Below are 21,479 nucleotides of genomic sequence, written 5' to 3'. Positions count from 1 at the left end.
AGGCGCCATGCGGTTTCTGACGACCTTCCAGCTGGCCGATTTCTTGGACACGCTGGTCAGCCTGTTCACGGCCTTCGTGCTGGGAACGCTGATCGGCGCCGAGCGGCAATACCGGCAGCGCACGGCGGGCCTGCGCACCAACGTGCTGGTCGCGGTCGGTGCCGCCGCCTTCGTCGATCTGGCGATGCATCTGGATGGTGCCGACGGCGCGGTGCGCGTGATCGCCTACGTCGTGTCCGGCATCGGCTTCCTTGGTGCGGGCGTCATCATGAAGCAGGGCATGGACGTCCGCGGGCTCAACACCGCCGCGACGCTGTGGGCCTCGGCGGCCGTCGGCTCGTGCGCCGGCGCCGACATGGTCGCCCAGGCCGCGGCCCTGACCGTGTTCGTGATCGCCGGCAACACGCTGCTGCGGCCGCTGGTCAATGCCATCAACCGCATTCCGCTGAACGTCCAGGCGCTGGAGGCGACCTACTATTTCAAGCTTGCGGTCACGACCGAAGCCTTGCCCGACATGCGCGACCGTCTCGTCGACAAGCTCGAGGCCGCCAAATATCCGGTGGCCGATGTCGACGTGGTCGAGATCGGCGACGACGACCTCCTGGAGATCGTCGCAAAGCTGGTGGCGACCGCGGTTGATCCAAACGAGCTGAATGCGGTGGCGACCGATCTGCAGCATCTGCCCGGCGTCCGCCACGCGACGTGGGAAGTCAACACCACGGAATAGACGCGGCCTCTTGACGCGCGACCGCGCGGTTCCCGCCTCTTCGGCCACGGAACCCGCGCGCCCCAGCTTCGTTGATTCCGCGGAAAAAGGCGGTGATCGACATGCCCGGCCACAACGACAAGCGAAATCCGAAGCTCGACCTGACAATCGCCTGCTCGCTTTTTGCGGCGGGTGTTCTGGTGTCGGTGGTGTCCCTCGCTCAAATTCGAGCCGAAAGCCGCACGGAGTTGGCGCAGGCGACACAGCCGCTTCAGGGCACGCCGTCCAACGATCAGGACAAGACGCCCGCCGAGGCAAAGCCCGGCGGCGACCGGCCGACCACGCCGGCTCCCGAGCCCGCGCGGCCCGATCCGCAGACCCAAGGCGCGGCGGGCGCCGCCAAGCCGGCGCTTCCGCCGGCGCCGGCCGAAAAGGTCGCGCCCCCGATCGAGAAGAAATAGCGAAAGCTCTCTCGCTGCGTCTGGCCGGGCTGGTCCCGGCCATTCACGTTTCGACCCAGCGCCAGGCTCGTCGGAGGATGCCCGGGACAAGCCCGGGCATGAGGGCAGCGTCTACCGCACCAGAACGTTCCGGAACTGCCAGGGGTCGCTGGTGTCGATGTCTTCCGGGAACAGTCCCGGGCGGTCCGTGAGCGGGGTCCAGTCGGTGTAGAAACCCTTCACGGGGCCGAGATAGGGCATCTGGATTTCCAGCAGACGATCGAAATCCATCTCGTCGGCCTCGACGATGCCCTCGTTCGGATTCTCCAGCGCCCAGACCATGCCGCCGAGTACGGCGGAGGTCACCTGCAGGCCGGTGGCGTTCTGATAGGGCGCGAGCTTGCGGGTCTCCTCGATGGAGAGCTGCGAGCCGTACCAATAGGCATTGTTGTCGTGGCCGAACAGCAGCACCCCGAGTTCGTCGATGCCGTCGACGATCTCGTTCTCGTCGAGGATGTGATGCTTCTCCTGCATCTTCGCGGCGCGGCCGAACATCTCGTGCAGCGACAGCACGGCATCGTCGGCCGGGTGATAGGCGTAATGGCAGGTCGGCCGATAGATCGCCTTGCCGGACGCATCGCGCACCGTGAAGTAGTCGGAGATCGAGATCGACTCGTTGTGGGTGACGAGGAAGCCGTATTGCGCGCCGCGGGTCGGGCACCACGTGCGCACGCGCGTGTTGGCGCCGGGCTGCATCAGATAGATGGCGGCGCCGCAGCCGGCTTCGTGGGTGCGCGCGTTCTCGGGCATCCATTTCTCATGGGTGCCCCAGCCGAGTTCGGACGGCTGCACGCCTTCCGAGAGGAAGCCTTCCACCGACCAGGTGTTGACGAAGACGTCGGGCTCTTTCGGCGTCTTGGACCGCTGGGTATCGCGTTCGGCGATGTGAATGCCCTTGATACCGGCCTGCCGCATCAAGTCCGCCCATTCGGCCTTGGTCTTCGGCCGGGGAGCGTTGAGCTTCAGGTCGGCGGCGACGTTGAGAAGCGCCTGCTTGACGAAGAAGGAGACCATGCCGGGGTTAGCGCCGCAGCAGGAGACCGCGGTCGTCGAGCCCGCGGGGCGTGCCTTCTTGGCGGCCAGCGTCGTTTCACGCAGCGCATAGTTTGAGCGCGCTTCGGGGCCTTTCGAGGCATCGAAATAGAAGCCGAGCCAGGGCTCGTTGACGGTGTCGATATAGAGTGCGCCAAGCTCGTTGCAGAGCTCCATGATGTCGGTGGAGCCGGTATCGACCGAGAGATTGACGCAGAAACCCTGGCCGCCGCCTTCGGTGAGCAGCGGGGTCAGCAATTCACGGTAATTGTCCCTGGTTACGGCCTTCTGGATGAACCGCACATTCTGCTTCTCGCAATGCGCCTTGCGGCCCTCGTCCTTGGGATCGATCACGGTGATGCGCGACTTGTCGTAATCGAGGTGCCGCTCGATCATCGGCAGCGTGCCTTTGCCGATCGAGCCGAAGCCGACCATGACGATGGGGCCGGTAATCTTTGCGAGGATCTGCGAGGAGGGGCTCATCAAGTATCTCCAGGAGACTGTCTAAGGTCCAGGTTCGGTGGTGGTGGGATCAGGTGCGGCGCTTCGCGGTCACTTCGATTTCGACCTTCATCTCGGGCTTGAGCAGCGCCGAGACGACGAGAAGCGTTGCGGCCGGGCGGATCTCGCCGAGGACTTCGCCACAGACCGCGAAATGCGCGTCTGCGTCCTTGGCATCGGTGAGGTAGTAGGTCGCGCGGACGATGTCGGCCAGCTCGAAGCCGCCGTCCTTCAGCGCGGCCTCGATGGTCTTGAAGCAGTTGCGTGACTGGCTCGTGACATCGGCCGGCATGGACATCGTCGTGTAGTCGTAGCCGGTGGTTCCCGCGACGAAGGCGAACTCGCCGTCGACCACGGCGCGGCTGTAGCCGGCGGTTTTCTCGAAGGGCGAACCGGTGGAGATGAGGCGACGGGACATGGGTTTCGACCTTGGCTGAATGGGTATTTCGTGGGGTTTAGGGGCAATCGACGCGCCGGTGCAACCCCGAAGGCAGCGCGGCTGAGCTTAGCGGGACCGCTGGTCCGTGTCCTGCGCGGGCCGCAGGGCGTCGGTCCAGCGCCGCGCCAGGATGCCCCTGGCGATCATGACCGTGATCGGGATCAGCGGGGCCGTCGTGACGAGCCCGCGCGGGCGCGCGCGGGCAACGCCGCCGGATGCGGCTTCGGTCTTCGCCATGATGGCAATCCCTTAAGCCGCGTGTGCGTGAGGAACGCGCGATGCCCTCCGCCTGGGCGAGACCGCGCCGGTCGGGACGATCATCCCGGCAGCACCGTCGAGGGCGCCTGCGACGAACTCGATCGCGAGCAGGCGGTCGCGCTCGAACGGACCGGGCAGCGAGAGCTCCGCGGTCTTTTCGGCCGAGAAGCCGAAGCGGGCGTAATAGGGGGCATCGCCGAGCAGGATCACGGCGGCATGCCCGCGCGCCCGGGCGGCGGCCAGCGCTTGATGCATCAGCGCGGCGCCGATCCCGAGCTCGCGGCAGGCAGGGTCGACCGCCAGTGGTCCGAGGACCAGGGCGGGCCTGCCTCCGGCGCTGACGTGCCACAGCCGCACGGTTCCCACGAGCTTCCCCTCGTGCACGGCCGCCAGCGCGAGGCCGGCGGCAGGTGCACGTCCGTCGCGCAGGCGCTGGCAGGTGCGGCCATGGCGGTTATCGCCAAAGCTGGCATCGAGCAGCGCTTCACGGGCGGCGACGTCGGCAGCACGCTCCGCACGGATCGCGAACGGAGCGGCTTTCGAAGTGTGGGCGACTTGTGGCTTCCGAAGAGCAGTCATGGCGCGTCAGTCCCCGCTTGAACCCGCGTGCGCAAGGCACGCCGGCTCAAGGCGTCGTCAGAAATCGAAATGTCGGATGAGGAGCCGGCAAGCCGGCTCCCGGGTTCGTCAGGCCTCAAACCAGGAGGCGGATCTGATGTGGCAGATCAGATGTGGTAGGTCTTCAGCGGCGGAATGCCGTTGAACGCCACCGACGAGTAGGTCGACGTGTAGGCCCCGGTGCCTTCGATCAGAACCTTGTCGCCGATCTCGAGCGTGACCGGGAGCGGATACGGGTTCTTCTCGTACAGCACGTCGGCGGAATCGCAGGTCGGGCCCGCGAGCACGCACGGCGTCATGTCCGCCCCGTCATGCGGGGTGCGGATGGCGTAGCGGATCGACTCGTCCATGGTCTCGGCGAGACCGCCGAACTTGCCGATATCCAGATAGACCCAGCGCACCTCGTCCTCGTCGCTCTTGCGCGAGATCAGCACGACCTCGGACTCGATGATGCCGGCGTTGCCCACCATGCCGCGGCCCGGCTCGATGATCGTCTCCGGGATCTGGTTGCCGAAGTGCTTGCGCAGGGCGCGGAAGATCGACCGGCCGTAGGTCACGACCGGCGGCACGTCCTTCAGGTACTTGGTCGGGAAGCCGCCGCCCATGTTGACCATGGACAGGTTGATGCCGCGCTCGGCACAGTCACGGAACACCTGCGAGGCCATCGCCAGCGCACGGTCCCATGCCTTCACCTTGCGCTGCTGCGAGCCGACATGGAAGGAAATTCCGCACGGCTCCAGGCCCAGGCGCTTGGCGGCGTCGAGCACCTCGACGGCCATCTCCGGGTCGCAGCCGAACTTGCGCGACAGCGGCCATTCGGCGCCGGCGCAATCGTAGAGGATGCGGCAGAACACCTTCGCGGCCGGAGCGGCACGGGCGACCTTCTCGACCTCGGCGACGCAATCGACGGCGAACAGGCGGATGCCGAGCGCGAAGGCGCGCGCGATGTCGCGCTCCTTTTTGATCGTGTTGCCGAAGGAGACGCGGTCGGGCGTCGCACCGGCGGCCAGCGCCATCTCGATCTCGGCGACCGTCGCGGTGTCGAAGCAGGAGCCCATGGAGGCGAGCATGGCGAGCACTTCCGGCGCCGGGTTCGCCTTGACGGCGTAGAAAACGCGGCTGTCGGGGAGCGCCTTGGCGAAGCTCTGGTAATTGTCGCGCACGACCTCGAGGTCGACGACGAGGCACGGCTCGGTGTCGAGGCCATCCTTGCGGCGGTTGCGCAGGAATTCCTGGATACGTTCGGTCATAGCACTCTCCAAAGCGGCCCCAGCGACGGGGCTCGTTCAAAGTGGTTCTCGGACGAGGGTGCTTTGCCGCTGCCGCACGATGGAGACGCGACAGGGCCAAAAACCCTAGACCGAATTGTGCTGCCGTGGATTGGTTGGGAATTTCCCGCCCGCACACCTGGCAATGAAGGACAAGCCTTTTCAGTAGCCCGCGCCGGCGTTGGAATGCCGGTAGAGACCAAAAAAGCCCGATCCGTCGTTGCTTTAAGTCGCGTCCCCCGTTGAGAGCGGGGTGCGCCGGTTCGCCTCCGGCTGTCAGTCACGGTTGCAAAGAGCGAAGTCACCTTCGACAAGGCATCTCTTGAGAGAGATGCTGGACGCTCCGGGTTTGCTTCAGTCTTCCGACTTCGGCACTTCCGAAGAGCCCCTCGGCTTCTTCACCCTTTGGCGGCTGTCCGGCCTCTTGTCCGGATACCCACCGACCGACACACGACCACAGGCACGTGCGAAATTGGGCAAGACCGCACATAAGGGTTTTGACTCTGGTTCGCAAGAATTTTTTTAGGCTGCGAGCAGAATTGCCTAACGTCCGCTTGCGCTGTGATGCGCGAGCGCCGCTGAAGATGAATGGACGTTAAGTTTTCAGCGTCGCGCGCGCGTCACTCGCGCGCGTGTGCGCATCAGCCGCGCTTGGTGAAGGGCTCGACGCGCTGCGCGGCGCGGATGAAGGCCGTCATCACCAGCACGCCGAGTGCGAACAGGATGGCCTGGAGGATGTGCGCGCCCTGATCGCCGAGACCGAACAGGATCGCGAGCGCCCAGCCGCCCGCGAACGCCGCGCCGAACACTTCGGCGCCGATCAGGATGGCGGCGCTGATGACGGTGATGACGCTCGGCCAGAGGATCCGGCGGGAGGAAGAGGCAGGCGCGTTCATGGGCTTCGGGTCCGTGATCTCAGAGGGCCGCAATCTCCTCGAAAAGGCGGCCGGGAGCAAGGCCAAATGGCCCAAAAAAGCCCCATCGCGTGCTATAGCTGGCCCCAACAAATCAGCTCAAAAACGAGACCAAAGATGTCAGAACCCCGCCAAAATACGGGCGCCGCGCCGGCCGAGACCAACCCGCTGCTGAAAGCCTGGCTCACCCCGTTCGCGACCCCGCCATTCGACGAGATCAAGCCGGAGCATTTCCTGCCGGCCTTCGAGCAGGCCTTCGCCGACCATTCGGCCGAGATCGCGGCGATCACCAACGATCCGGCCGGGCCTGACTTCGCCAACACCATCACGGCGCTGGAGCGCTCGGGCAAGTTGCTGAACAAGGTCGCGGCCGTCTTCTACGATCTGGTCTCGGCGCATTCCAACCCGGCCATCCTGGAGATCGACAAGGAGGTCTCGCTGCGGATGGCGCGGCACTGGAATCCGGTCATGATGAATGCCGTGCTGTTTGGCCGCATCGCGCATCTGCACGAGAACCGCGCCAATCTCGGTCTCGCTCCCGAGCAGCTCCGCCTGCTGGAGCGCACCTACACCCGTTTCCACCGCTCCGGCGCCGGGCTCTCCGAGGAGGCCAAGGCGCGCATGGCGGAGATCAACGAGAAGCTCGCCCAGCTCGGCACTAGCTTCAGCCATCATCTGCTCGGCGACGAGCAGGAATGGTTCATGGAGCTCGGTGAGGCCGATCGCCAGGGCCTGCCGGAGAGCTTCGTCGCGGCGGCCAGGGCCGCGGCAGAAGATCGCGGCATGGCGGGCAAGGCCATCGTCACCCTGTCGCGCTCCTCGACCGAGCCGTTCCTGAAGAGCTCCGCCCGGCGAGACCTGCGCGAGAAGGTCTACAAGGCCTTCACCGCGCGCGGCGACAACGGCAACGCCAACGACAACAACGGAACGATCGTCGAGATCCTGAAGCTGCGCGAGGAGAGCGCCAAGCTCCTGGGTTATCCGACCTTCGCGGCCTACCGTCTCGAAGACTCCATGGCCAAGACGCCGGATGCGGTGCGGGGCCTTCTCGAGCGGGTCTGGAAGCCCGCGCGGGCCCGCGCGCTCGCCGACCGCGACGAGATGCAGGCGCTGATCACGGCCGAGGGCGGCAATTTCAGGCTCGCGCCCTGGGACTGGCGCTTCTACGCCGAGAAGCTCCGTCTACAGCGCGCCAATTTCGACGATGCCGCGATCAAGCCGTATCTGACGCTCGACCACATGATCGCGGCCGCCTTCGACTGCGCCACGCGCCTGTTCGGCATCACCTTCGAGGAGCGCAAGGACGTTCCGGCCTGGCACCCGGACGTTCGGGTCTGGGAGGTCAAGGGTCCGGACGGCAAGCACAAGGCGCTGTTCTACGGCGACTATTATGCCCGGCCGTCGAAGCGTTCCGGCGCCTGGATGACCTCGCTGCGCGACCAGCAGAAGCTCGACGGCGAGGTCGCGCCCCTGATCATCAACGTCTGCAATTTCGCGAAGGGCGCGGGCGGAGAACCCTCGCTGCTGTCGCCGGACGACGCCCGTACCCTGTTCCACGAGTTCGGCCACGGGCTGCACGGCATGCTTTCCAACGTGACCTACCCGTCGCTGTCGGGCACCTCCGTGTTCACCGATTTCGTCGAGCTGCCGTCCCAGCTCTACGAGCACTGGCAGGAGCGCCCCGAGGTGCTCCAGCAGTTCGCCCGCCACTACCAGACCGGCGAGCCGCTGCCGGACGATCTGCTCAAGCGTTTCCTCGCCGCGCGCAAGTTCAACCAGGGCTTTGCCACGGTCGAATTCGTCTCCTCGGCGCTGGTCGATCTCGAATTCCACACCCAGCCGGCTGCGGCCGCCGCGGACGTGCGGGCCTTCGAGAAGAAGGAACTCGAGAAGATCGGCATGCCCGAGGAGATCTCGCTGCGCCATCGGCCGACGCAGTTCGGCCATATCTTCTCCGGGGATCACTATGCCGCCGGCTATTACAGCTACATGTGGTCGGAAGTGATGGACGCCGACGCCTTCGGCGCGTTCGAGGAGGCCGGCAACATCTTCGATCCCGCTGTCGCGAAGCGCCTCCACGACGACATCTATTCGACGGGCGGATCGGTCGATCCGGAAGCGGCGTATGAAGCCTTCCGCGGCCGGCCGCCGGAGCCTGATGCGTTGCTCCGCCGGCGCGGCCTGCTCGATAGCGCAAAGGCGGCCTGATGGGAATGCGAAGCCTGTTCGCACTGCTGCTCGCCGCCGGCCTCGCGCTCGCGTCGAGCGCGGCCCAGGCGCACCCGCACGTCTGGATCACCGCGACCAGCGAACTGCTCTACGCACCCGACGGCTCGATCACGGGCGTCCGTCACGCCTGGACATTCGACGACATGTTCTCGGCCTATGCGGTGCAGGGGCTCGAAAGCAAAACCAAGGGCGCCTATTCGCGCGAGGAGCTCGCGCCCCTGGCGCAGACCAACGTCGAGTCGCTGAAGGAATACGCCTACTTCACCTTTGCGCGAGCGGACGGCAAGAAGGAGCGATTCCAGGAGCCGGTCGACTACTTCCTCGACTACAAGGATACGGTGTTGACCCTGCACTTCACGCTGCCGCTGAAGACGCCGGTCAAGCCCAGGCAACTGATGCTCGAAGTGTTCGACCGCTCGTTTTTCATCGATTTCCAGATGGCCAAGGACAATCCGGTCAAGCTGGTCGGTGCCCCCGCCGGTTGCCAGATGAAACTGGAGCGCCCGAATGACGGCACCGCCAGCGCCCAGAAGCTCGACGAGCAGACCTTCATGAACGGGCCGAACGCCAATTTCGGCATGATGTTCGCCAACAAGATCACGGTGGATTGCCCTTGAAGCCGCAGCTTTCTTCCCTCGGACGCGGGCTCATCGTCTGTGCCGCAGCTCTCCTCGTGCTCGGCGTGGCCGATGCCGCGCTCCACGATGTCCTCGCGCAAAATCCGTTCGGCGCGCCGCGCAGCGCGCAGGCCGCCGATCCAGAGGCAAGCGGCCTCATCGGCTGGCTGCTGGCGAAGCAGTCGGAGTTCTATCGCCAGATGTCCTCGACCATCCGCGCCGCGAAGTCCGATGGTTCCGCGGTATGGACGCTGCTCCTGATCTCGTTTGCCTATGGGATCTTCCACGCCGCCGGCCCCGGTCACGGCAAGGCGGTGATCGCCTCCTATCTCGTCGCCAACCGCGAGACGGCGCGGCGCGGTATCGTGCTGTCCTTTGCGTCGGCGCTGATGCAGTCGCTGGTGGCCGTCCTCATCGTCGGCGTCTCGGCCTGGGCGCTGAATGTGACCGCAAAAACCATGTGCAGGGCGGAAGGGGCGATCGAGATCGCGAGCTACGCGCTGATTGCGCTGTTCGGCCTGCGCCTGGTCTGGGTCAAGGGCGGCGGCTTCGTCCGAGCGCTCCAGGCGGCCCAGCCGGTCCCGGCGATCGCCGGCGTCCCGCACGACCATCATGACCACGGCCATCATCATGATGCGCACGATCATCACGATCACGGTCATGACCATCACCACCACGGCGACGGTCATGGCCACGGCCATGGTCGCGCCCACACTCATGCCCACGCCCATCATGACCATGGGCACGACCACGTCCACGACGAGCATTGCGGCCATTCCCATGGTCCCACGCCGAGCGAGCTTGCCGGGCCCGGCGGTTGGCGACGCGGGTTCGCCGCAATCCTCACGGTCGGCATCCGTCCCTGCTCGGGCGCCATCCTGGTGCTGGTGTTCTCGCTGGCCCAGGGCCTGTTCTGGGCCGGCATCGCGGCGACCTTCCTGATGGGGCTGGGCACCGCGATCACGGTCGCGGCCATCGCGATCATCGCCGTCTCCGCCAAGGACATCGCGGGCCGCCTCAGCGCAGGGCGCGACGGCGGTGGTGCGCTGTTCATGCGCGGCATCGAGTTCGGCGCCGCCGCCCTCGTGCTGCTGTTCGGTGTCGGCCTGTTGTTCGGCTACATCGCCGCCGAGCGGACGACCTGCTTCTGAGCTCTCTTCCTTCTCCGGCAACGGAGAGGGGAGAACGTCACACCGGCAGGAACCGCTTCAGCGCCGGCATGAAGAAGATCCCGAGATTGATCGCAAAGCCGATGCTCCAGAGGATGGAGCGCAGCGTCGGGCGGTTACCGAGATAGGTGAAGACATAGGCGATCCGCACGATCAGGAACAGCACGGCGAGTTCGTCGATCAGCCGCTGCGGCGAATCCCGGAATTCCGCCAGCAGCACCGCGAAGGCGAAGAACGGGAAGGTCTCGATGCCGTTCTGATGCGCGCCGAGCGCCCGCTGCGCGATGGCGTCCCCAAAGAAGGCCGGATCACGCGGCCGGGAATTGTCGAAGCTACGAAACCTGATCCATTTGATCGGGGCGATCGTCAGGAGATAGAGCAGCAGCGCTCCGAGAACGCACCATTCCGCGAGTGTCATCGGTCCTCCCCCGCTCGGCTGCGACCCTAGCGAAACAGGCCTCATCTTGACAAGTTCGGAGCAACGCGCGACCCACGGGGCCATGACGACGATTGCCCCCCTCGAGACCAGGAAGCCAGCCGTGCAATCCGCCCAGCCGCGGGTCGGTGTGCTTCTGGTCAATCTCGGCACGCCCGACACGGCCGATGCGCCCGGCGTCCGGGTCTATCTGAAGGAATTCCTGTCGGACCCTCGTGTGATCGAGGATCAGGGCCTGATCTGGCAGTTCGTGCTGAACGGCATCATCCTGCGCAGCCGCCCCCGCACCAAGGCGCTCGACTACCGCAAGATCTGGAATAACGAGAAGAACGAATCCCCGCTCAAGACCATCACGCGGTCCCAGAGCGACAAGCTCGCCTCCGCCTTGTCGGATCGCGACCACGTCGTCGTGGATTGGGCGATGCGTTACGGCAATCCCTCGATCAAATCGGGCATCGATGCGCTGATCGCGAAAGGGTGCGACCGGATTCTCGCGGTGCCGCTTTATCCGCAATATTCCGCCTCGACCTCTGCGACCGTTTGCGACGAGGTGTTTCGCGTGCTGGCTCGCCTGAGGGCGCAGCCGACGCTGCGGGTGACGCCGCCTTACTACGAGGACGCGGCCTATATCGAGGCGCTGGCGATCTCCATCGAGACGCATTTGGCTACCCTGCCGTTCACGCCGGAACTGATCGTCGCCTCCTTCCACGGCATGCCGAAATCCTATGTCGACAGGGGCGATCCCTATCAGCAGCACTGCGTCGCCACCACGGAGGCGCTGCGCCGCCGGCTCGGGATGGACAGTTCGAAACTGCTGCTCACCTTTCAGTCGCGCTTCGGCAACGACGAGTGGCTCCAGCCCTACACCGACAAGACGATGGAGCGCCTTGCGAAAGAGGGCGTGCGCCGGATCGCAGTGGTGACGCCGGGCTTCGCGGCGGACTGCCTGGAGACGCTCGAGGAGATCGCCCAGGAGAATGCCGAGATCTTCAAGCATAATGGCGGCGAGCAGTTTTCCGCGATCCCCTGCCTCAACGACAGTGAACCCGGCATCGACGTGATACGCACCCTCGTGCTGCGCGAGCTTCAGGGCTGGATCTGATGGTCATCCCATGAACCGCCGCGAGCTTCTGGCGCTTCTTGGGACGATCGCGGCGCTGTCGCCTCCCGCGCAAGGGCAGCAGCCGAACGCGGTGCGCCGGCTCGGCGTGCTCTCCGTCACGGCCGACGACGATGCCGCCGGGCAGACCCGCGGCGCGATCCTGGTGGCGGCGCTTGCGGCGCACGGCTGGAAGGAAGGCGACAACCTCCGGATCGATTGGCGCAGCGGCGGCGGCGATCGGGTGCGGATCGCGCGGCTTGCCGACGAACTCATCGCGCTCAAGCCCGACATCCTGCTTGCGATCGGCACGCCGTCGGTGGAAGAGCTGCGTCAGCGCACCACGACGACGCCGATCGTGTTCGCCGTGGTGACCGATCCCGTCAGCCAGGGCTTTGTGCAGAACCTCGCGCGTCCCGGCGGCAATCTCACCGGCTTCACCGACTATGACGGGCCTCTGGCCGGCAAATGGCTGGAGATGCTGACGCAGATCACGCCGCGCATCGCCCATGTGCTCGTCGTCTACAATCCGGCCACTGCGCCTTTCGCCGGCCTGATGCTGCGCACGATCGAGGATGCGGCGCGGACGCTTCGCATGACCGTGGAGCCCGCGCCGGTCCAGGACGCAGCCTCGATCGCAGAGCTTGCCTCGCGAAAAGGCGACGGCCTGCTCGTGCTGCCGGACTTCTTCACCATGGCCAACCGCGGGCAATTGCTCGCCGTGATCGCTGAGGCACGGTTGCCGGCCGTGTTCTGGAGCCGGACTTTCGTCGACGAAGGCGGCCTGATGTCCTACAGCACGGATAGCGGCGAACAATTGCGCCGTGCCGCGTCCTATGTCGATCGCATCCTCAGGGGCGCGCAGGCTGCCGATCTGCCGGTCGAAAACCCCACCAAGTTCGAGCTGGTGTTCAACCTCAGGGCGGCCAGGGCGCTCGGCGTCACCATTTCCGATGGCCTGCTTGCAATTGCGAACGATGTCATCGAATAGCGCCGTCCGCGACGGGTCACTTCGTCGCAAGACTTCGGCATTGCCGATAGGTCGGCGCCTTCGTCTTTCAAGACTCGTCCCGCAAATACTTAATCAAAGTCGTTCCCTCTCCGTACGTCTTGTGCAGAATCGGACGAACGTCGACATGAATCGCGACCGCTGAACCGGTAGGGTCGTGATCCCGACCAATGACAGCGCGGGAAGGGTCTTTCCCGCCTTGGAGGAAATATGAGCGGTTTCGATATTTTCGCGATTGTCCTGGTGTTGCTCGTCATCGTCACGCTGCTTGCCGGTGTGAAGACGGTGCCGCAGGGCTACGACTGGACGATCGAGCGCTTCGGCAAATACACCCAGACCCTCAGCCCCGGGCTGAACCTGATCGTGCCCTATTTCGATCGCGTCGGGCGCAAGATCAACATGATGGAGCAGGTGATCGACATTCCCGAGCAGGAGGTGATCACCAAGGACAACGCCACCGTGACGGTGGACGGCGTCGCCTTCTTCCAGGTGTTCGACGCCGCGAAGGCGAGCTACGAAGTCGCCAACCTCACCCAGGCGATCACGGTGCTGACCATGACCAACATCCGTTCGGTGATGGGCTCGATGGATCTCGACCAGGTGCTGTCGCATCGCGACGAGATCAACGAACGCCTGTTGCGCGTCGTCGATGCCGCCGTCTCGCCCTGGGGCGTCAAGGTCAACCGCATCGAGATCAAGGACATCGTGCCGCCCGCCGATCTCGTCGAGGCGATGGGCCGGCAGATGAAGGCCGAGCGCGTCAAGCGCGCCGACATCCTCGCCGCTGAAGGCCAGCGCCAATCCGAGATCCTGCGCGCCGAGGGCGCCAAGCAGGGACAGATCCTCCAGGCCGAAGGTCGCCGCGAGGCCGCCTTCCGCGACGCCGAGGCGCGTGAGCGTTTGGCCGAGGCCGAGGCCAAGGCGACGCAGGCGGTGTCGGAAGCCATCGCCAAGGGTGATATCGCGGCGTTGAACTATTTTATCGCCGACAAATATATCAAGGCATTCGGCCAGTTCGCGGACGCGCCGAACCAGAAGATCATCATGCTGCCGGTGGAGGCCACCAGCATGTTGGGCTCGCTTGCCGGTATCGGTGAGATCGCCAAGGCGACGTTCGGCGAAAGCGCGGCATCGGCGGCCGCCGCCGCCCGGCGTGGCAGCTCGGTGCCGCCGACCGGCAGCACGCCGCCGGCAGTGCCTCCGCGGCAAGGCTAATGAGGTCGTGTCATGACTGACATGTTCGCATCACTCGGGACCTGGAACTGGCTGATCTTCGGCTTCATCCTGATGGCGCTGGAGACGATCGCCCCGGGCGTATTTCTATTCTGGCTCGGGCTCGCTGCGCTGCTGGTCGGACTGGTCTCGTTCGTCGCTCATCCGTCCTGGCAAGTGCAACTCGTGATGTTTGCCGTCTTCGCTGCGGCCGCGGTGCCGGTATGGCGCCGCCTTGCCCGGCCGAAGCTGGGCGCAAGCGCAAGCCCCTTCCTGAACAAGCGCACCGAGGCGCTGCTCGGCCGCGAGTTCACGCTGGAGAAGCCGATCATCGACGGCTCCGGCACGGTGCGCATCGGCGACACGGTGTGGCGCGTCGCCGGTCCCGACACGCCGGCGGGGACCCGGGTAAAGGTCGTGCAGGTGGACGGCGCCAATCTGACGGTGGCGGCGGCGTAGCCTAAGCTGTCCCCCCTGTGGGAGAGGGTGGCTGCGCGAAGCGCAGCCGGGGTGACGGGTCTCTCTCGGCGCGGCGACTACCTAAGTTAATTTCGCAGAGAAATACCCCTCATCCGGCGCGCAAATGCGCGCCACCTTCTCCCGCAAGAGGAGAAAGAAGATCGGAGTCAGCGACCCTCGCTGAGTCTCACTTGCTCCACCGCTCGGCAAACCGGTGCAGCGGCATGAAGGTCTCGCACAATTCCCGGCCGAGTTTGGTCAACCCGTAACCGCCACCCTCGCCCAGCTCGACGAACCCAGCCTCGCGCAACTCGCTCAGCCGTGTCTGCAGCACCGTCGGCGATGCCTCGTCGCAGGCGGTGCGCAGCGCACGGGAGGTGAGGGGCTCGCCGCGCAATTCCCAGAGGATGCGCAAGCACCAGCGCCGGCCAAGCAGATCGAGCAGCGCCATGATCGGTCGACCGGTACGCGAGCCGCGCACGGGGCGGCTCGCTGATGCTGCCTGTTTCGCCATCGCGATCCTCTTGCGTATTGCTACAGATATTGTAGCGTGTTGCTACAGTAATTGTAGCAAAGAGGCCGGCCATGTCATCCACGATGCCGCGTATTGCGCCGCTCGAACCGCCTTATCCCCCGGAGATCCAGGGACAGTTCGACCGCATCATGCGCGGCGCGCCGCCGTTGGCGTTGTTCCGGGTGATGGCCGGTCACACGCGCGCCTGGGACAAATTTCGCGCCGGTAGCCTGCTCGATCCCGGGCCGCTCTCCCTGCGCCAGCGCGAGATCGTCATCGATCGCACCTGTGCGCTGAACAGTTGCGAATATGAATGGGGCGTGCATGTCGCGATCTTCGCTGCGCCCGCAATGACGCCGCGGAGGCAGGTGCGGGCTATCCCTCTCGCTGGGATTCCGGGGCGCGACGAAGTCGCGAGCCCGGAATCCATTGGGCAGCGATCCCGGTGTGGAATGGATTCCGGGCTCGCGCCCAAACGGGCGCGCCCCGGAATGACGGATCGAGACAGCGCGCTTTACGCCACGCCCGCCCGCAACAGGTCGTGCAGGTGGACGATGCCGACGACCTTGCTCGCCTCGGTCACGACCAGCGTGGTGATCTTGCTTGTGTTCAGCACCTCGATCATCTCAGTGGCGAGCATCGAAGGCGGTACGGTCTTCGGTTGCTTCGTCATGATGTCGTCGACCGTCGCCGTCAGCAGGTCGGGCCGCATGTGGCGGCGCAGGTCGCCGTCGGTGATGATGCCTGCAACCTCGCCGGCATCGTTGACGATGCAGACGCAGCCGAGGCCCTTGGCCGACATCTCCATCACCGCATCCGACATCTTCGTCCCGAGCGGCTTCACCGGGATTTCCGTCCCCGTGCGCATGTAGTCGCGAACGAATTTCAGCATCGCGCCCAGCTTGCCGCCGGGATGGAAATGCGCGAATTCAAGTGCGGTGAAGCCGCGGCCCTCGAGTAGCGCGATCGCGATGGCATCGCCGATCGCGGCCTGCATCAGCGTCGAGGTGGTCGGCGCCAGGTTGTGCGGGCAGGCCTCGCGTGCCTTCGGCAGCTCGATCACGATATCGGCGGCCTGTCCGAGCGAGGAGGCGGCGTTCGACGTCACCGCGATCATCGGGATCGCGAAGCGGGCCGAATAGTTCACGAGGGTCTTCATCTCCGGCTGCTCGCCGGACCAGGACAACGCCATGATGACGTCGTCCGTGGTGATCATGCCGAGGTCGCCATGGGCGGCTTCGGCGGTGTGCACGAAGAAGGCGGGCGTGCCGGTCGAGGCGAGCGTCGCCGCGATCTTGCGCGCCATGTGACCGGACTTGCCGAGCCCGGTGACGATGACACGGCCCTTGGCCTGGCGGATCAGGTCGACTGCCGCCGCGAAGGTCGTGCCCAGCGGGCCGCGCAGGGCGGCCGCGAGCGCGTTGATGCCGCCGCTCTCCGTCTCCAGCGTGCGGAGCGCGGATTCGACGCTGGCGGGGGTGGTGCCGGATGATTGGGTCATCAGCGGTTTCGAGCTCGGCATGTCCTGATCCAGGGGAGGGGCGGTGGCCCGTTGGCGCCTGCTTAGCACGCCGCGTCTGGTGAGGCGACGCGGCACCCCGAGTCCTCAACGGCTCATTAACCATAATTGTTTTAACTCCATTAACGATGGTTCCCGCCAGCCGGTGAGGGGTCGTCGATGAAGTATTTGATTTCGTTGGAGTTGTTCCATCGTGGGGTCGCCTCCAGGCAGGGGCCGGAGCAAGCGCGCGCAACTTGTCCGCGCGGCTTTGCCATGCCTTGTGCTGACCGCGCTGGAAGCCGCCCCGGCGGCGGCCCAGAGCCTCACGCCGGACCTGTTCAATCCCAGCCGCGGCGGATTCGTTTCGCCTGACACGCTGCCCACGCGCCGCACGGCGGGCGTTCCGCAGGCACCGTCGGACGCGGTGCCGACGCCGCCGGATCCCGACGCCGATCCGGGCAAGCGCCGGGACGCGCCGGCGCCGTCGCGCATCGGTCAGATCCCGACCTACGGCCTGCCGGCGGCCAATGGCGCGAGCGGCTCAGGCTACGACTCCCTCAACCGCAAGCGTCAGCAGCCGAAGCTCTATCCCGGGCAGCCGAAGCCGAAGCGGCCGGCGGGTCCTGGCTCGCCCGTGCCGGCGACAGCACCGGCCAGCAGCCTCGGCCCGCCACGCATCGCGCCGCCGCCATCGGAGACCGCGAACAAGACGCCGGTGCCGCCGGCCATGGCCGGCACCGTGCCAGGTCAGCCGCAGCGCCGTCGTCTCAAGCGCGACGACGATCCGTTCGGTCCCGTCGGCGACTATGCCGGCAGCTTCCTGATCAAGGGCGCACTCGAACTCTCGGGCGGCTACGACACCAATCCGGCGCGCCTCAGCAAGCCGGTCGGCTCGCCCGTCTATGTGGTCGCGCCCGAGCTTCTCGTGATGTCCGATTGGGAGCGTCACGCGCTGGTCGCGGATCTGCGGGGCTCCTTCAGCGGCTACGGCAACCAGATGCCGGCGACCATCGACGGCCTCGCTTCGCCGTCGCCGGTCGAGATCGATCGTCCGGATTTCACCGGTCATGTCGATGGCCGCATCGACGTCGACCGCGATCTCAAGCTCACCTCGCAACTGCGCCTGCGGCTCGCCACCGACAATCCCGGCAGCCCGAACGTGCAGGCGGGCCTGCAGAAATATCCGATCTACGCCACCTATGGCGGGACGTTCGGCTTCGACCAGACCTTCAACCGGTTCGAGGTCGCGGCCGGCGCCACCGTCGATCGCACCGCCTACACGAATTCCAAGCTCACCGACGGCACCGTCTCCAGCAACGACGACCGCGACTTCAACCAGTATGGCGGCGTCGGCCGGCTCTCCTACGAGCTCAAGCCGGGCCTGAAGCCGTTCGTCGAGGTGGAGGGCGACAGCCGCGTGCACGATCAGGCCGCCGACCGCAACGGCTATTTCCGCGATTCATCCGGCGGCTATGCCAAGGTCGGTACGTCCTTCGAGTTCTCCCGCATCCTCACCGGCGAGGTCTCGGTCGGCTATTCCGCGCGCAACTATGTCGACCCGCGCCTCAGCCAGCTCTCGGGCTTCCTGACCTCGGGCTCGCTGATCTGGAACGCGAGTGGGCTGACGACCGTGAAATTCAACACCGACACGCAGATCGCCGAAACCACGATCCCCGGCTCCTCCGGTGTGTTGGTGCATACCTACGCCGCCGAAGTCGATCACGATTTCCGCCGCTGGCTCACCGCGGTCGGCAAGTTCACCTTCGGCACGTACGACTACCAGGAGCAGAATCGCAACGACAAGACCTACTCGCTCGAAGGCAACCTGATCTACAAGCTCAACCGCAATCTCTGGATCAAGGGCACGCTGCGTCACGACATCCTGGATTCAAACCAGGTGGGGTCGAGTTCTCAGGGGACCGTGGTGATGGTGGGCGTGAGGATGCAGAACTAAGAGGGCCTGCAGGGCATCGGACGCGCGTGGCGCCGAATCCAGGTCTCGTCCTGGCGAAAGCCAGGACCCATTCCCCCGAGTCTTAATTCGGACCCCAAATATTAGGCTGGCAGCGGCCGGTCGTTCGGGACTCGCAGCAGGCGCAATCGATGGATTCCGCGGTACGGGTCCTGGCTTTCGCCAGGACGACAGTGATTACCGCGGCAGGTCCGTCTTCCCCATCAGGAACGTGTCGATCGAGCGGGCGCAGAGCCGGCCCTCGCGGATGGCCCAGACCACCAGCGACTGGCCGCGGCGCATGTCGCCGGCGGTGAACACGTTCGGGCGCGAGGTCTGGTAGTCCAGGGTGTTGGCCTTGACGTTGCCGCGCGGGTCGAGGTCGACCGAGAGCAGCTTCAGCAGGCCCTCGTGCACGGGGTGGACGAAGCCCATCGCGAGCAGCACGAGCTCGGCATCGAGATCGAACTCGGTGCCGGCGATCGGCTTGAACTTGTCGTCGACGCGCACGCAGTGCAGCTTCTTGACCTTGCCGTTCTCGCCGGAAAACTTCTGCGTCAGAACGGCGAACTCGCGAACCGCGCCTTCGGCCTGGCTGGACGAGGTGCGCATCTTCAGCGGCCAGTTCGGCCAGGTCAGGCCCTTGTTCTCGTGCTCGGGCGGAGCCGGCATGATCTCGAGCTGGGTCACGGAGAGCGCGCCCTGGCGCAGCGAGGTGCCGATGCAGTCGGAGCCGGTGTCGCCGCCGCCGATAACGACGACGTGCTTGCCGCCGGCGAGGATCTCGGCGACGCCGCCCAAGGATTCGCTGGAGACGCGGCGGTTCTGCTGCGGCAGGAAGTCCATCGCATAGTGGATGCCGGCGAGGTCGCGGCCGGGGATCGGCAGATCGCGTGGCGCTTCCGCACCGCCGGTCAGCGCGACGGCGTCATACTCGTTGAGCATCTCGCGCGGATCGACATTGCCGTCAGCGCCGACATGGCTGTTGTAGTGGAAGGTGACGCCTTCGCCTTCCATCTGATTGACGCGGCGGTCGATGACGCCCTTCTCCATCTTGAAGTCGGGAATGCCGTAGCGCAGCAGGCCGCCGGCCTTGGCGTACTTCTCGAACAGATGCACGTCGTGGCCCGCGCGCGCGAGCTGCTGTGCGCAGGCCATGCCCGCCGGGCCCGAGCCGATCACCGCGACCTTCTTGCCGGTCTTGACGGCGGCCACTTCCGGCTTCAGCCAGCCATTGTCCCAGGCGCGATCGACGATCGCGCATTCGATCGTCTTGATGGTGACGGGGTTGTCGTCGATGTTGAGCGTGCAGGACGCTTCGCAGGGTGCCGGACAGATGCGGCCCGTGAACTCCGGGAAGTTGTTGGTCGAGTGCAGATTGCGCGCGGCCTCTTCCCAGTTGCCCTGATAGACGAGGTCGTTGAAATCGGGGATCTGGTTGTTGACCGGGCAGCCGGGCGTGCCGGGCGCGACCGAGCCGGTGCCGTGGCAATAGGGAATGCCGCAGTTCATGCAGCGCGCGGCCTGGTCGCGCGTTTCCTTCTCGGTCAGCGGAACGACGAACTCGTTGTAATGCTTCACGCGATCGGAGACCGGGGTGTACTTGCGGTCATGCCGTTCGATTTCGAGAAATCCCGTGATCTTGCCCATTAAACCCGAAGTCCCTGCCGCTCTAATTCATTTTCTCTAGACCCTCACCCTGAGGAGCGCGGAACGCGCGTCTCGAAGGACGGAGGCCCTGCTGGAGGCCTCATGGTGCGAGAGGGCGCTGCGCGCCTCCTCGCCATGAGAGGCCTGGAATTACGCTCCGATCGCGATTTTCGGCTCGGCGTCCGCGTTGGCGGCCATTTCGCGCAGCGCGCGCCGGTATTCGACCGGCATCACCTTGCGGAATTTCGGCAGCCACTCCTTCCAGTTGGCAAGGATGTCGGTGGCGCGCTTGGAGCCGGTCGCTTTCGCGTGGCGCGAGATCAGGACGTGCAGGCGCTCGACATCGGAGTCGAGCAGGTTCTTGAACACGTCGACCCGGCCATGCGCCTCGAGATCGCCGGAGTGATGATAGGTGCCGGCGTTGATCAGCTCTTCCGACAGCACCGGCTCGAGCTCGACCATCGCCATGTTGCACAGCTTGTCGAAGTCTCCGGTCTCGTCGAGCACATAGGCGATGCCGCCGGACATGCCGGCCGCGAAGTTGCGCCCGGTCTTGCCGAGCACGACCACGATGCCGCCGGTCATGTATTCGCAGCAATGATCGCCCGCGCCCTCGACCACGGCGATCGCGCCGGAATTGCGCACGGCGAAGCGTTCGCCGGCGACGCCGCGGAAGTAGCACTCGCCCTCGACGGCGCCGTAGAGCACGGTGTTGCCGACGATGATGCTCTCTTCCGGCACGATGGCGCTGTTCTTTGGCGGCTTGACGATGATCTTGCCACCCGAGAGCCCCTTGCCGACGTAGTCGTTGCCTTCACCTTCGAGCTCGAAGGTGACGCCATGGGCGAGCCACGCACCGAAGGCCTGGCCGGCCGTGCCCTTGAGGCTGACATGAATCGTGTCATGCGGCAGGCCGGCATGGCCGTAGATCTTGGCGACCGCACCCGACAGCATCGCGCCGGCGGACCGGTTGGTGCTGTTGATGGTGGCGTCGATCTTGACCGGTGCGCCGCGGTCGAGCGCGGGCGTTGCCTTCTCGATCAGCGAGCGGTCGAGCACGGCTTCCAGATGATGGTTCTGGCGCTCGGAGTGATAGATCTTCTGGCCCTTCTCTTCCTTCTGCTTGACGAACAGCTTCGAGAAGTCGAGGCCCTTGGCCTTCCAATGCGCCACCAGCTTGGTCTGGTCGAGCAATTGGACCTGGCCGACCATCTCGTTGAAGGTGCGGAAGCCGAGAGACGCCATGATCTCGCGGACTTCCTCGGCGACGAAGAAGAAGTAGTTGATCACGTGCTCGGGCTGGCCGGTGAAGCGCTTGCGCAGCACCGGATCCTGCGTCGCAACGCCGACCGGGCAGGTGTTGAGATGGCACTTGCGCATCATGATGCAGCCGGCCG

The 21,479-nt window shown here is 65.6% G+C and carries 21 protein-coding genes and 1 pseudogene; 11 read left to right on the top strand and 11 right to left on the bottom strand.

Going from position 1 to position 21,479, the window contains the following annotated elements; genetic code table 11:
* Window positions 1–7: 7 nt before the first annotated feature.
* Both QM712_RS32055 and QM712_RS32050 read left to right on the top strand, forming a co-directional pair.
* Window positions 8–727 (top strand): MgtC/SapB family protein, encoded by a 720-nt coding sequence (locus tag QM712_RS32055; protein ID WP_415027157.1) that lies wholly within the window; start codon window positions 8–10, stop codon window positions 725–727.
* A 101-nt stretch (window positions 728–828) separates the two neighbouring features.
* Window positions 829–1,167, top strand: coding sequence for a hypothetical protein (locus QM712_RS32050; RefSeq protein WP_415027166.1), 339 nt, complete (start codon window positions 829–831; stop codon window positions 1,165–1,167).
* 111 nt (window positions 1,168–1,278) lie between these two features.
* Here the strand turns inward: QM712_RS32050 and QM712_RS32045 are convergent, their stop codons facing one another.
* From QM712_RS32045 to QM712_RS32020, 6 genes are all read right to left on the bottom strand, one after another.
* Window positions 1,279–2,721, bottom strand: a complete 1,443-nt coding sequence (locus tag QM712_RS32045; protein WP_415027156.1) for a homospermidine synthase — start codon at window positions 2,719–2,721, stop codon at window positions 1,279–1,281.
* A gap of 49 nt (window positions 2,722–2,770) precedes the next feature.
* On the bottom strand, window positions 2,771–3,157 hold the full coding sequence (locus QM712_RS32040; RefSeq protein ID WP_415027155.1) for a RidA family protein: 387 nt from the start codon (window positions 3,155–3,157) through the stop codon (window positions 2,771–2,773).
* Window positions 3,158–3,244: 87 nt separating this feature from the next.
* Entirely contained in the window at window positions 3,245–3,415 is a 171-nt protein-coding gene (locus QM712_RS32035; RefSeq protein WP_415027154.1) for a hypothetical protein, read from the bottom strand.
* Window positions 3,416–3,427: 12 nt separating this feature from the next.
* Window positions 3,428–4,015, bottom strand: a complete 588-nt coding sequence (locus QM712_RS32030) for a GNAT family N-acetyltransferase (protein WP_415027153.1) — start codon at window positions 4,013–4,015, stop codon at window positions 3,428–3,430.
* A gap of 146 nt (window positions 4,016–4,161) precedes the next feature.
* Complete coding sequence (locus QM712_RS32025) at window positions 4,162–5,304, bottom strand: type III PLP-dependent enzyme (protein ID WP_415027152.1); 1,143 nt, start codon at window positions 5,302–5,304, stop codon at window positions 4,162–4,164.
* 659 nt (window positions 5,305–5,963) lie between these two features.
* On the bottom strand, window positions 5,964–6,218 hold the full coding sequence (locus QM712_RS32020; protein WP_415027151.1) for a hypothetical protein: 255 nt from the start codon (window positions 6,216–6,218) through the stop codon (window positions 5,964–5,966).
* Between the two features lie 135 nt (window positions 6,219–6,353).
* Here QM712_RS32020 and QM712_RS32015 point away from each other — a divergent pair, with 135 nt between their 5' ends.
* Genes QM712_RS32015 through QM712_RS32005 form a run of 3 tightly spaced genes read left to right on the top strand, consistent with a single transcriptional unit; the run spans window position 6,354 to window position 10,233 of the window.
* Window positions 6,354–8,444 carry a M3 family metallopeptidase gene (locus QM712_RS32015; protein WP_415027150.1) on the top strand — a complete coding sequence of 697 codons (2,091 nt, stop codon included), beginning with the start codon at window positions 6,354–6,356 and terminating at the stop codon, window positions 8,442–8,444.
* On the top strand, window positions 8,444–9,082 hold the full coding sequence (locus QM712_RS32010) for a DUF1007 family protein (protein ID WP_415027149.1): 639 nt from the start codon (window positions 8,444–8,446) through the stop codon (window positions 9,080–9,082). The genes QM712_RS32015 and QM712_RS32010 overlap by 1 nt, the downstream gene beginning before the upstream one ends.
* Window positions 9,079–10,233, top strand: a complete 1,155-nt coding sequence (locus QM712_RS32005) for a nickel/cobalt transporter (RefSeq protein ID WP_415027148.1) — start codon at window positions 9,079–9,081, stop codon at window positions 10,231–10,233. The genes QM712_RS32010 and QM712_RS32005 overlap by 4 nt, the downstream gene beginning before the upstream one ends.
* Before the next feature lie 37 nt (window positions 10,234–10,270).
* On the opposite strand, the gene QM712_RS32000 is transcribed toward QM712_RS32005, so the two are convergent.
* Window positions 10,271–10,669: an MAPEG family protein gene (locus QM712_RS32000; RefSeq protein WP_415027147.1), complete on the bottom strand. Its 399-nt coding sequence runs from the start codon at window positions 10,667–10,669 to the stop codon at window positions 10,271–10,273.
* 82 nt (window positions 10,670–10,751) lie between these two features.
* Here QM712_RS32000 and hemH point away from each other — a divergent pair, with 82 nt between their 5' ends.
* From hemH to QM712_RS31980, 4 genes are all read left to right on the top strand, one after another.
* Entirely contained in the window at window positions 10,752–11,789 is a 1,038-nt protein-coding gene (gene hemH / locus QM712_RS31995) for a ferrochelatase (RefSeq protein ID WP_415027146.1), read from the top strand.
* 10 nt (window positions 11,790–11,799) lie between these two features.
* Complete coding sequence (locus tag QM712_RS31990; protein ID WP_415027145.1) at window positions 11,800–12,777, top strand: ABC transporter substrate-binding protein; 978 nt, start codon at window positions 11,800–11,802, stop codon at window positions 12,775–12,777.
* A 228-nt stretch (window positions 12,778–13,005) separates the two neighbouring features.
* The gene (locus QM712_RS31985) at window positions 13,006–14,010 is read left to right on the top strand and encodes an SPFH domain-containing protein (protein WP_415027144.1); all 1,005 of its coding nucleotides are present in this window, start codon (window positions 13,006–13,008) and stop codon (window positions 14,008–14,010) included.
* 12 nt (window positions 14,011–14,022) lie between these two features.
* Window positions 14,023–14,466 carry an NfeD family protein gene (locus QM712_RS31980; protein WP_415027143.1) on the top strand — a complete coding sequence of 148 codons (444 nt, stop codon included), beginning with the start codon at window positions 14,023–14,025 and terminating at the stop codon, window positions 14,464–14,466.
* Window positions 14,467–14,653: 187 nt separating this feature from the next.
* Here QM712_RS31980 and QM712_RS31975 read toward each other — a convergent pair whose 3' ends face one another.
* A complete protein-coding gene (locus QM712_RS31975; protein ID WP_415027142.1) occupies window positions 14,654–14,980 on the bottom strand; it encodes a winged helix-turn-helix transcriptional regulator in 327 nt (108 codons plus the stop codon).
* A 71-nt stretch (window positions 14,981–15,051) separates the two neighbouring features.
* Here QM712_RS31975 and QM712_RS31970 point away from each other — a divergent pair.
* Window positions 15,052–15,357, top strand: a pseudogene (locus QM712_RS31970) (carboxymuconolactone decarboxylase family protein); the annotation flags it as partial.
* Window positions 15,358–15,494: 137 nt separating this feature from the next.
* Here the strand turns inward: QM712_RS31970 and QM712_RS31965 are convergent.
* Window positions 15,495–16,502, bottom strand: coding sequence for a KpsF/GutQ family sugar-phosphate isomerase (locus tag QM712_RS31965; protein ID WP_415027141.1), 1,008 nt, complete (start codon window positions 16,500–16,502; stop codon window positions 15,495–15,497).
* 190 nt (window positions 16,503–16,692) lie between these two features.
* Here QM712_RS31965 and QM712_RS31960 point away from each other — a divergent pair, with 190 nt between their 5' ends.
* Window positions 16,693–18,435 (top strand): outer membrane beta-barrel protein, encoded by a 1,743-nt coding sequence (locus tag QM712_RS31960; RefSeq protein WP_415027140.1) that lies wholly within the window; start codon window positions 16,693–16,695, stop codon window positions 18,433–18,435.
* A 195-nt stretch (window positions 18,436–18,630) separates the two neighbouring features.
* Here QM712_RS31960 and QM712_RS31955 read toward each other — a convergent pair whose 3' ends face one another.
* Window positions 18,631–20,082, bottom strand: a complete 1,452-nt coding sequence (locus tag QM712_RS31955; RefSeq protein WP_415027139.1) for a glutamate synthase subunit beta — start codon at window positions 20,080–20,082, stop codon at window positions 18,631–18,633.
* Between the two features lie 150 nt (window positions 20,083–20,232).
* Window positions 20,233–21,479, bottom strand: a 1,247-nt coding sequence (locus QM712_RS31950; RefSeq protein WP_415027138.1) for a glutamate synthase-related protein, incomplete at its 5' end; no start/stop codon positions are given.

The sequence above is a fragment of the Bradyrhizobium sp. genome, assembly GCF_047605465.1.
Taxonomy (GTDB): Bacteria; Pseudomonadota; Alphaproteobacteria; order Rhizobiales; family Xanthobacteraceae; genus Bradyrhizobium.
Note: the sequence above shows the minus strand (reverse complement) of the source record. Positions and strands in the feature narration are given on the sequence as shown.